This window comes from Gordonia sp. GN26, from assembly GCF_054823965.1.
Window position 1 is genome coordinate 1 of record NZ_JSYC01000128.1, and the last position, 10403, is coordinate 10403.

Here is a 10403-nt window from a genome sequence, read left to right on the forward strand (position 1 = left end):
CTCCCTGAGGTGCGAGCGCAGCGCCGCCCACTGCTCCCTGAGCGCGAGCGATGGACGCCCACTGCTCCCTGAGGTGCGAGCGCAGCGCCGCCCATTGCTCCCTGAGGTGCGAGCGAAGCGAGCCACGAAGGGTCGGCGACCATTCTCACCGGGCCTTCGTGGCTCGTCGCTTTCGCTCCTCGCGCCTCAGGCAGCGGGTGTGTCCCGTTCGTCGGATCAGGAAGCGGGGCGCGGCTCGCAGATGACGACCGGGATCGTGCGGTCTGTCCAGGCGACGTAGGTGTCGAAGTCTGCGTAGACCTCGACCAGTTCCGGCCACACCTCGGCGCGTTCTGTCTCGTTCGCGGTGCGCGCGACGAGGTTGAACGTCTCCTTGCCGAGCTGGACGGTGACGTCGGGGTTGTCGCGCAGATTGAGGTACCAGGCGGGGTGTTTCGCCGAGCCGCCCTGCGACGCGACGACGACGAACTGGTCGCCGCGACGGAGGTAGACCAGCGGCACCGTCCGGGGTTCACCCGATTTGCGTCCGATGGTGGTTAGCAGGAGCACCGGCGCGGGCTTCTTCAGACCCGCGCCGACGCGCCAGGTGCCACCGATACGGCCGCCCGTCGCCTTGTACAGGCGCGTGTTGATCCGCGAGCCGACCTTGATGAGGGTGCCGACGATCGGCGAATCGAGTTGTGCGGGCTTCTTGTCCGGGTCGAGGAGAGGCATCTCAGATGCGCTCGAGGATGGTGCCGGTGGCCATCGCGCCGCCCGCGCACATCGTGATGAGAGCGGTCTGACCGTCGCGACGCTCCAGCTCGTGCAGTGCGGTCGTGATGAGGCGGGAACCGGTGCTGCCCACGGGATGTCCGAGGGCGATGGCGCCGCCGTTGACGTTGACGCGATCCATGTCGGCGTTGTGGACCTGGGCCCAGCTGAGCACGACCGAGGCGAAGGCCTCGTTGATCTCGACGATGTCGATGTCGGACAACGACATCCCCGACTTCGCCAGCACGCGCTCGGTCGCCTGGACCGGGCCGTCGAGGTGGAAGTGGGGTTCGGAGCCGACCAGGGCCTGCGCCTTGATGCGGGCGCGCGGGGTCAGTCCGAGGGCGCGGGCCTTGGCCTCGTCCATGATCAGCACGGCGGCGGCGCCGTCGGAGATCTGCGACGACGTGCCGGCGGTGTGGATGCCGCCCTCGAGGACGGGCTTGAGGGCCGCGAGGGATTCGAGGGTGGTCTCACGCAGGCCCTGGTCGCGACTGACGTCGATGATGTTGCCGGTGAGCTCGCCTTCCTTGGTCCGCTCGGGTGCCTTGAACGAGAGGATCTCGCGGTCGAACCGGCCCTCGTCCCAGGCCTGGCGGGCGAGGCGCTGGCTGCGCTCACCGAGTCCGTCGACGTCGGCGCGGGTGATCCCGCGGCGCTTCGCGATGCGCTCGGCCGCCTCGAACTGGTTCGGCAGGTCCACGTTCCACGAGTCCGCGTGGTACGGGCCGGCGCTGGTGCCGACGTTCGCGCCGAGCGGCACGGTGGTCATCGTCTCCACGCCGCAGGCGATGCCGACCTCGATGGCGTCCGAGGCGATGAGCCCGGCGATGAGGTGGTTGGCCTGCTGGGCCGATCCGCACTGGGCGTCGATCGTCGTGGCACCGGTGTGCTCGGGGAGTCCGGCGGACAGCCATGCCTTCCGGGAGACGTTGCCCGCCTGCGAGCCGGCCTGCGTGACGCAGCCACCGATGACCTGCTCAACGAGAGCCGGGTCGATACCGGCCTTCTCGATGAGTCCGCGCTGCGTGATGCCCAGCAACTCCTCTGCATGGAGGCCTGACAACCACCCGGCGCGCTTGCCGATCGGCGTGCGTACTGCTTCCACGATGACCGGAACGCCCATCTCCACTCCTTCGTTCACCCGGCGGAACCAGTCCGTCGTTTGCGGGTAGACGGCGCTTCGACGGAGGTGTCGAGGCCGTGCATTCAAGCTAGAACATGTTCTATCTTTGCGTCCATGGGCAGTCCTCGAAGCCTGTTCGCGGCCGCGTCTGGCCACGGTCCGACGCCTGTCTGCCGCCCACTGGAACGTAGCGGATGTTACTTGTTCCGCGGACCAAGTCCGCAGGTGGGGCCGCCTGTAGCTGCCGAAAACTAGAACAAGTTCTCATCGGGGGCTGTCGCGTGTGTCACAATGTGGTCTAATGAGATTGAAACAGGTTCTAAATCTCCAGCGAGGTGGTGTGACGTGACCCAGGCCCAGAGTGCCCCGATCGGCAGTGAGCCGACAACGGCGGATTCTGCGCGCACGAGCCCTTCCGACGTCGTCGCGAAGTGCTCGTTCATGGAGCAGGAGGGTTGGGACTTCACCAACCCTGATCTGCTCGAGCAGGGAATCCCTGTGGAGGAGTTCGCGCAGCTCCGCAAGACCGCGCCGGTCTGGTGGAACGCCCAGGCGCCCGGCAAGGGTGGTGGTTTCCACGACGGCGGGTACTGGGTGATCTCCAAGCACGCCCACATCCGCGAGATCTCCAAGAACAACGATGACTGGGAGACCAACGCGAACGGCGTGATCATGCGCTTCGAGGACGACATGACCTCGGAGCAGATCGAGATCACCAAGGCGCTGCTGATCAACCACGATCCGCCGGAGCACACCCGTCTGCGCAAGCTGGTCTCCAAGCTGTTCACCCCTCGTGCGGTGCATTCGCTCGAGGAGAAGCTCGACGACGCCGCACGCGAGATCGTCTCGCGTGCAGCGCAGAAGGGCTCCGGCGACTTCGTCAAGGACGTCGCCGTCGACCTTCCGCTGCTGGCCATCGCCGACCTCCTCGGTGTCCCTCAGGAGGATCGCGAGAAGCTGTTCGACTGGTCGAACTCGATGATGAACGCCGACGATCCGGACTACACGACGGATCCGCAGCAGGCCAACGCCGAGATCCTCGGCTACGGCTACCAGATGGCCGAGGAGAAGCGTCGCAACCCGGGTGACGACATCGTCACCAAACTGGTCAACGCCGACATCGACGGCCAGTCGCTCGACGAGACCGAGTTCGGCTTCTTCTTCATCCTGCTGACCGTCGCGGGCAACGAGACCACGCGTAACGCCATCAGCCACGGCATGAACGCCTTCCTCGATCACCCCGATCAGTGGGAGCTGTTCAAGAAGGAGCGGCCGGCGACCGCGGTCGACGAGATCGTCCGCTGGGCCACCCCGGTCAACGCCTTCCAGCGAACCGCCAAGCGCGACACGCAGATCGGCGGCGTCGACATCAAGAAGGGCGAGCGCGTCGGCCTGTTCTACGGATCGGCCAACTACGACGAAGAGGTGTTCGAGGATCCGTTCTCGTTCAACATCCTCCGCGACCCCAACCCGCACGTCGGTTTCGGTGGCAACGGTGCGCACTTCTGCGTCGGCGCCAACCTCGCGCGCATGGAGATCAACCTGATGTTCAACGCGCTGGCCGACCTCGTCCCCGACATCACCAAACTCGACGCACCGCGTCGTCTCCGCCACGGGTGGATCAATGGTGTCAAGGAACTCCGCGTCGACTACGGGACGAAGTGACCGCAGCTGAAGAGGCGCCCGCCTACCTGAACATCGACCGCGAGAATCATCCCGCGGTCGTGGCGGGGCGTCGTTCCCGAGAGTTCGTGGAGTCCCGCGACAAGCAGGCGTGGATCGACAACTTCGCGCCGGACGCCATCGTCCAGGATCCGGTCGGCCCCTCGATGTTCGACCCGGAGGGTGTCGGATTCCGGGGGTACGACCGCATCTCGGAGTTCTGGGACAAGTCGATCGCGGCCACCGAGAGCATCGAGTTCCGCTTCGACGAGGAGATCATCTGCGGGAACGAGGTCGCCTACATCGGCAGCATCGTCACCCACATCGCAGGTCACGTCTCCGAGGCGCGCGGCGTGTTCACCTATCACGCCGACTCGGGGGGCCGACTCTCGGCGCTCCGGGCCTACTGGGAGGTCGAGAAGACGATCAACTCGGTGCGTAGGGCCTGACCTCGCACGACGATCCGCCGCGGGCGGGACCGGTGACCACGTCACCTGTCCCGCCCGCGGTTTTTTCGTCCGATCCGCCGTTACAGCCGACGGGAAAGGCGGAAGATGAGTCGAGGGAACGTCGACACGAAAGGTGTGAGGACTCGGAGTCCGGCGCGATCGACCAGTTCGACGCGGTGTACCGCGAGCACGTTGCGGGGGTCTGGCGCTACGTGCGTACCCGCGTGCCCGGAGACGCCGACGCCGACGACGTGACCGCCGAGGTGTTCGCCAAGGCGATCCGTTCACAACGTGGCTTCGATGATCGGCGTGGCACGATCGGCGCATGGCTCATCGGGATAGCCCGGCACGTCGTGGCGGACTGGTGGGCGCGCAATGCACGAGAGGTGCCCGTGGCCGAGGTGGATGTCGACACCGACCGTCCCGGGGCCGCGGCGGAGGACCCGGAGACGGCGATGCTGCGCGCCGCAGAGGCCGATGACGTCCGCAGCAGGCTGTGGGTGCTCACCGCCCGGGAGCGTGAAGCGGTCACGCTGCGATTCGCCACCGAGCTGACCTCCGAGGAGATCGGCGCGGCGATGGGGATCTCGGCGACCGCCGCCCGGATGCTCGTCTACCGGGGCGTGGCAAAGCTGAGGGAGGTGATGCAGCAGTGACGCCGCAGGATCCGTATGAGGAGGCGGCCTTCGATCCGGTCGAGGTCGCGGCTGCTGAGCGTCTCGACGACGAGATCGCCGCCGTTCTGTCCGGTTCGGCCCGGCCGGGACCGGTAAACTCCGCGCTGGTCGCGCTGGCCGACGCGTTCCGGCGCGAGCCGTCCGCGTCGACATATGCCGCCGTGGAGCGACGGGTGGCCGAGGCGAGGCCGCGGCGGAGTCGACGGCAGTGGTTGCCGGCCCAGGTGGCCGCCGCCGTGCTCGGCGTCGTGCTGGCCGTCCACGGGGTCGTCAACATGGTTGCCGGTGAGTGGATCTCGACATCGCTCGGAGAGCCGCACAATCAACACGCGATGATCGACGGGGGTCTTGCGTTCATCGCCATCGGCGCCGCGATCGCGGTGGCGTCGACGCGGCGCCGATGGTTGCCGGTGGCGGTCATCGTCGGGGTGCCGCTCGGACTGATCATGGGTGGTCGCGGCGTGCACGAGATCGGGGTGTTCGTGTGGGGCGCCGTGGCGCACGGGGCGGCGGGGCTGGCGGCGATCGTTCTGTTGCTCGCATTCTCGGTCGCGTGGCGTTACAGCCGCAGGCGAGGACGGGAAGAACCGGTATGAGATCACTGCATCGAATCCGGAACCACATGCGTGCGTTCGGGCAAGCGAAACGTCATCGCACCGACCTCGTCCGGCAACTCGGGCGCCGGCCCCTGCTCGCCGGGGCGACCGTCGGGGTGGAGAGCGCACTGTTGCTGTCCAACAAGGTGGACCCGAAACTCAAGGAGCTCGCCGAACTCAAGGCCGCCGGGATGGTGAGCTGCGAGTTCTGCCTCGACATCGGGTCGGCGCTGGCCGTGAGTTCCGGTGTCACCGAACAGCAGATGCGCGACCTGCCGCGCTATCAGACGTCGTCGGCCTACAACGAGGTCGAGAAATTGGTCATCGCCTACGCGGAGGCGATGACCATGACCCCGGCGGTGGGGGACGACCTGGCGGACCTGCGTCGACGCCTCGGTGAACACCTCACGGAGACGCAGATCGTCGAACTCGCGATGACCGTCGCCTGGGAGAATCAGCGGGCACGGCTGAACCAGTCGCTGGGCGTCCGCCCGACCGGGATGTCCGACGGCGCGGCCTGCGCTCTGCCCGAACGGGTTTCGTAGCATTCATGCGCATATGGTGCGCATGAATGCTACGAAACGCCGGTCAGTGGAGCGGCTTGTCGGCTCCGACGAGCCACATCGAGAAGTACTGTGAGCCACCGCCGTAGGCGTGGCCCAGGGCCTTGCGGGCTCCGTCGACCTGATGGTCCCCGGCTTTGCCCATGACCTGGATCGCGGCCTCGGCGAAGCGGATCATGCCCGACGCTCCGATCGGGTTCGACGACAGCACGCCGCCCGAGGCGTTGAGCGGGATGCGGCCACCGATCTCGGTGTCTCCCGACTCGGTCAGCTTCCAGCCCTGACCCTCGGCGGCGAACCCGAGGTTCTCCAGCCACATGGGTTCGAACCACGAGAACGGCACGTAGATCTCGGCGACGTCGATCTCGTCGAGCGGGTTGCTGATGCCACCCGCCTTCCACAGGGCGGCTGCGGCGTCGCGGCCGGCCTGCGGGCTCACCACGTTGCGGTGTGCGAAGGACAGCGGCTCGGTGCGCATCGCGGTGGCGTGGATCCAGGCCACCGGGTTGCCGGCGGCGACCGCATCGTCGGCGACCTGTTCGTCACCGATGACGACCGCGCACGCACCGTCCGACGACGGGCACGTCTCGTCGTAACGGATGGGGTCCCAGAGCATCTGTGAGCTCATGACCTTCTCGACGCTCTGATCCGGCTGGTGCAGGTGCGCCAGGGGATTGAGTGCACCGTTGCGGCGATCCTTCGCCGCGACCATGGCGCCGATATGCTCGGGCGCACCCGACTGGCGGATGTAGGAGCGCACGTGCGGGGCGAAGAAGCCGCCCGCGCCGGCGCCGACCGGCTTGGTGAACGGCACCGGGATCGACAGCGCCCACATCGCATTGGACTCGGACTGCTTCTCCCAGGCGACGGCGAGCACGCGCTTGTGGACGCCGGCGAAGACCAGGGACGCGGCGACGTTCGCGGTCGAGCCACCGACCGAGCCGGCGGTGTGCACGCGGATCAGACGCTTGCCCACCGCGCCGATCGCCTCGGCCATCGCGAGCTCGGGCATCATCGAACCCTCGAAGAGGTCGGGTGCCTTGCCGATGACGATCGCGTCGATGTCGTCGAGTGAGACCTTGGAGTCGATCAGTGCCGCATCGATGGCCTCGCGGACCATCCCGGCCATCGTGACGTCGGAACGCTTGGCGACATAACGGGTCTGGCCGGTACCGAGGACCGCCGCACGGTTCTTGTGTCCCATCAGTTCCCGCCTCCGGAGTTGTTCTGGGCGCTCAGGGTGACCACCATGTTCTGCTGCAGCAGCGGACCGCTCGTCGCATGGGCGACGGCGGTTCCCGCGTTGCCGCTGAGGATTTCGTGCGCTGCGTAGCCGATGCGCTGCAGGCCGGCCGAGAACAGCGAGTTGCCGGCGAGTGCGCCGCCGGACGGGTTGATCCGCACCGAATCGGGGAGACCCAGGGCATTGCGCACGATGATCTCCTGGTGGGAGTACGGCGCGTGGATCTCGGCGACGTCGACGGCACGGTTCGCGTCGCCGAACGCGGTGTCGCCGGCGAGCTTCGTCGACGGCGAGACGGTGAGGTCCCGGGAACCGAAGTTCGGCGTGTCGATGCGATGGTCCCAACCGGTCACGAACGCCGGATTGGCCACCAGCTCACGGGCTTTGCGCTCGCTCGCGATGATGACGGCCGCAGCCGCGTCGGTGTAGGGCGCGATGTCGTGGCGGCGCAGCGGATTTGCGACGTAGTCACCCGCCAGGAGATCGTCGACCGATCCGCCGGAGGTGCGGGCGCCGATGGCGGCCATGTCGGCCTCGGTCCAGGTTCCGGCGTCGATGCCGGCGCGTGCCTGCAGCGCGGCCAGTGACCGGGCATCGGGGTGCAGGGGCGCGACCGTGTAGGGGTCGGTCTGCAGGGCGAGGGTCTGGTCGGTGTTGCCCGCGGACGGCTTGCCGAAGCCGTAGGCGAGAGCCAGGTCGACCTCGCCGGTGGCGATCTTCACCCAGGCCTCGTACAGCGCCCAGGCGCCGTCCATCTCGACGTGGGATTCGTTGATCGGCGGCATCGCACCGATCGAGTCGATGGCGGAGATGAACGAGAAGGCGCGGCCGGCAAGGTAATCCGACGACCCGCTGCACCAGAACTCGATATCGGTCCGGTTGATGCCCAGCTCGGCGTAGAGCTTGTCGAAGCAGGGGATGAGCATCTCGACACCGTTGGTGGTGCCGTGGGTTCCCTCCACGTTGGGGCTGTGGGCGAACCCGATGATCGCGATGGGTGGCAGTGTCATCAGAGGTGGTCCTTGTAGGTCTCGTACTCGGCGTCGGGTTCACCGGTGGGGGCGAAGTGGCTGATGTTGCCGATCGAGTGCTCCCACTTGTCCTCGGGTAGCCAGACGGCCTTGACGCGCATACCCATTCGGACGTCGGCGGCCTCGCAGTCGAGGATGAGGTGCAGGAAGGGGATGTCGGCGCCGTCGAGGAGCACGTAGGCCGCGACGTACGGCGGTTTGATCCGCTGGCCCTGGAACGGCACGTTGACGATGCAGAACGTCGTCACGATGCCGGTGTGCGCGAGTTCGACGCGTTCGACGGCCGGCGACCCGTCGGCGGGACTCACCCCGCGGGGCGGGAAGTAGACGCGGCCCTCGTCGACGCCCGAACCGATTCGGGTACCGATGAGCTTGCCCGCCTTCAGGCCCTCGAGGTAGACCGACTCCTCCTCGTTGGCGGAGTGGGTGATCTCGGTGGTGATGGGAGTCGGGATGACGACGAGTCCGGTGTCGGCGCCCTTCGGTGCCTCCGCGGTGTTCTCCGGTGCGGCGTCGGTGCTCTCACCCGGCGCGAAGTACGCGATGTCGTCGATGCGGCCGATCCGTGCCGCGGAGAACACCGCGTGCACACGCTGGCCGGTCGAGATGTCCGACGGCGAATCGACCGAAACCGCATGCAGCAGTGCGGTGTCCGCGCCGTCGAGTTCGATCAGGGCCCAGGCGAACGGCTTGTCGAGCGGCTGTCCGGGCACCGGGTCGTCGTGCCAGGTCCAGCTCGTGACGGTGCCGACTGTCGAGACCTCCACGATCTCCGTCGACTGCTGTCCGGTGACCGGGTCGAATTCGACCGGCGGCACAGACACTTTGCCGTCACTGCCCTTCGACCCCACGATCCGGCCGTCGCGCAGTGCGAGCGCGAACTGGCTCAGCACCGGGCCCAGCGACCGGGTGTAGTCGAAGGAGTTGATCAGGGGAGCGGTCAGGATCGGGGACTTCGGCTCGGGCACCGTGGCAACGGGACTGGCGATGGGGTTGCCGGCGGCGGGAGACGTTACGCTCATGCTCACAACTTGAGTAGAACACGTTCTAGTATTGGACACAAGATGCATGTCAGGCCGTGAGATCCGCACGGTCCGGCGAGAGGGGAGTGCGAGTGAAGCTCGGTCTGCAACTCGGTTATTGGGGTGCCGAGCCGATCCCGAACGCGCCGGAGTTGATCGCGGTCGCGGAGGAATGCGGGTTCGACGCGGTGTTCACCGCGGAGTCGTGGGGATCGGACGCGTACACGCCGCTGGCATGGTGGGGCGCGGCGACGTCGCGCATCCGACTCGGGACGGCGGTGGCCCAGTTGTCGGCACGTCCGCCGACATCGCTGGCCATGCACGCGCTGACCCTGGACCACCTGTCGAACGGCAGGCACATAGTCGGCCTCGGTGTCTCCGGGCCTCAGGTGGTGGAGGGGTGGTACGGCGAACCGTTCGGAAAACCGTTGGCGCGCACCCGCGAATACGTCCAGGTGGTCCGCGACGTGCTCGCCCGCGCCGGCAAGGTCACCAACGACGGGCCGCACTATCCGCTGCCGTACCCCGCCGACGCGCCCGGCGCCACCGGACTCGGCAAGCCACTCAAGCCGATCACCCATCCACTCCGCGCCGACCTCCCGATCTGGCTCGGCGCCGAAGGTCCGAAGAATGTCGCGCAGACCGCCGAGATCGCCGACGGCTGGCTCGCCATCTTCTTCAGCCTCGGACTCGCCGACCAGTACAACTCCTGGCTCGACGAGGGTTTCGCCCGTCCGGGCGCCCGACGCAGTCGTGAGGACTTCGAGGTCGCCGCCACCGTGCAGGTCGTCATCACCGACGACGTGGCGTCGGCGATCGAACGGTACCGGCCGTCGACGGCGCTGTACGTCGGCGGAATGGGCGCCAAGGAGAAGAACTTTCACGCCGAGCTCTACAAGCGGATGGGTTACGGCGACGCGGTCGACGAGATCGTCAGCCTGTTCCTCAGCGGCAAGAAGGCCGAGGCGATGGCCGCCGTTCCCGACGAGATGGTCCGCGAGACGATGCTCGTCGGCACTGCCGACGAGGTCCGTTCACAGATCAAGGAGTGGGAGGCCGCAGGCGTCACCATGCTGATGGTCACCGCCCGCGACACCGACACGATCCGGCAGCTCGCGACGCTGGTGTAGCACTCGCTGCTCTCTGGCCCCCTTCGCACCCCGAGGTGCGAGCGATGGTCCGCTTCGCTCCCTGAGGTGAGGGCGGTGGGTTTCCTTTGCTCCCTGAGGTGAGGTGGTGGGTTTTCTTCGACCCTGAGGTGCGGGCGGTGGCCCCCTTCGC

At 67.3% G+C, this 10403-nt stretch carries 11 protein-coding genes; 6 read left to right on the forward strand and 5 right to left on the reverse strand.

Features of this window, described 5'->3' with window-relative positions:
• Positions 1-216: 216 nt before the first annotated feature.
• The gene (locus OK17_RS19685) at positions 217-714 is read right to left on the reverse strand and encodes a nitroreductase family deazaflavin-dependent oxidoreductase (RefSeq protein ID WP_232715872.1); all 498 of its coding nucleotides are present in this window, start codon (positions 712-714) and stop codon (positions 217-219) included.
• Position 715: 1 nt separating this feature from the next.
• Positions 716-1879 carry a steroid 3-ketoacyl-CoA thiolase gene (locus OK17_RS19690; protein ID WP_232715873.1) on the reverse strand — a complete coding sequence of 388 codons (1164 nt, stop codon included), beginning with the start codon at positions 1877-1879 and terminating at the stop codon, positions 716-718.
• A 345-nt stretch (positions 1880-2224) separates the two neighbouring features.
• Here OK17_RS19690 and OK17_RS19695 point away from each other — a divergent pair, with 345 nt between their 5' ends.
• The 5 genes from OK17_RS19695 to OK17_RS19715 all read left to right on the forward strand — a co-directional run bounded on the left by OK17_RS19695 (position 2225) and on the right by OK17_RS19715 (position 5808).
• Positions 2225-3544 carry a cytochrome P450 gene (locus OK17_RS19695; protein WP_461418464.1) on the forward strand — a complete coding sequence of 440 codons (1320 nt, stop codon included), beginning with the start codon at positions 2225-2227 and terminating at the stop codon, positions 3542-3544.
• On the forward strand, positions 3541-3990 hold the full coding sequence (locus tag OK17_RS19700) for a nuclear transport factor 2 family protein (protein WP_461418465.1): 450 nt from the start codon (positions 3541-3543) through the stop codon (positions 3988-3990). Before OK17_RS19695 ends, OK17_RS19700 begins: the two co-directional genes overlap by 4 nt.
• A 176-nt stretch (positions 3991-4166) precedes the next feature.
• Positions 4167-4646, forward strand: coding sequence for an RNA polymerase sigma factor (locus tag OK17_RS19705; RefSeq protein ID WP_461418466.1), 480 nt, complete (start codon positions 4167-4169; stop codon positions 4644-4646).
• The gene (locus tag OK17_RS19710) at positions 4643-5263 is read left to right on the forward strand and encodes a hypothetical protein (RefSeq protein ID WP_461418467.1); all 621 of its coding nucleotides are present in this window, start codon (positions 4643-4645) and stop codon (positions 5261-5263) included. Before OK17_RS19705 ends, OK17_RS19710 begins: the two co-directional genes overlap by 4 nt.
• The gene (locus OK17_RS19715; protein WP_461418468.1) at positions 5260-5808 is read left to right on the forward strand and encodes a carboxymuconolactone decarboxylase family protein; all 549 of its coding nucleotides are present in this window, start codon (positions 5260-5262) and stop codon (positions 5806-5808) included. The genes OK17_RS19710 and OK17_RS19715 overlap by 4 nt, the downstream gene beginning before the upstream one ends.
• 43 nt (positions 5809-5851) lie before the next feature.
• On the opposite strand, the gene OK17_RS19720 is transcribed toward OK17_RS19715, so the two are convergent.
• From OK17_RS19720 to OK17_RS19730, 3 genes are read right to left on the reverse strand one after another with little or no spacing between them, the layout of a single operon-like run.
• Positions 5852-7030 carry a thiolase domain-containing protein gene (locus OK17_RS19720; RefSeq protein WP_006866231.1) on the reverse strand — a complete coding sequence of 393 codons (1179 nt, stop codon included), beginning with the start codon at positions 7028-7030 and terminating at the stop codon, positions 5852-5854.
• Positions 7030-8079 (reverse strand): thiolase domain-containing protein, encoded by a 1050-nt coding sequence (locus OK17_RS19725; protein ID WP_232715878.1) that lies wholly within the window; start codon positions 8077-8079, stop codon positions 7030-7032. Before OK17_RS19725 ends, OK17_RS19720 begins: the two co-directional genes overlap by 1 nt.
• Positions 8079-9122, reverse strand: coding sequence for a Zn-ribbon domain-containing OB-fold protein (locus OK17_RS19730; RefSeq protein WP_461418469.1), 1044 nt, complete (start codon positions 9120-9122; stop codon positions 8079-8081). Before OK17_RS19730 ends, OK17_RS19725 begins: the two co-directional genes overlap by 1 nt.
• 92 nt (positions 9123-9214) lie before the next feature.
• Here OK17_RS19730 and OK17_RS19735 point away from each other — a divergent pair, with 92 nt between their 5' ends.
• Complete coding sequence (locus OK17_RS19735) at positions 9215-10252, forward strand: LLM class F420-dependent oxidoreductase (RefSeq protein ID WP_461418470.1); 1038 nt, start codon at positions 9215-9217, stop codon at positions 10250-10252.
• Positions 10253-10403 lie beyond the last annotated feature (151 nt).

Excerpts from the sequence above, each read along its gene's own strand:
- OK17_RS19685 (WP_232715872.1), bottom strand. The coding sequence starts at position 714 with ATGCCTCTCCTCGACCCGGACAAGAAGCCCGCACAACTCGATTCGCCG.
- OK17_RS19690 (WP_232715873.1), bottom strand. The coding sequence starts at position 1,879 with ATGGGCGTTCCGGTCATCGTGGAAGCAGTACGCACGCCGATCGGCAAG.
- OK17_RS19715 (WP_461418468.1), top strand. The coding sequence starts at position 5,260 with ATGAGATCACTGCATCGAATCCGGAACCACATGCGTGCGTTCGGGCAA.
- OK17_RS19720 (WP_006866231.1), bottom strand. The coding sequence starts at position 7,030 with ATGGGACACAAGAACCGTGCGGCGGTCCTCGGTACCGGCCAGACCCGT.
- OK17_RS19725 (WP_232715878.1), bottom strand. The coding sequence starts at position 8,079 with ATGACACTGCCACCCATCGCGATCATCGGGTTCGCCCACAGCCCCAAC.
- OK17_RS19730 (WP_461418469.1), bottom strand. The coding sequence starts at position 9,122 with ATGAGCGTAACGTCTCCCGCCGCCGGCAACCCCATCGCCAGTCCCGTT.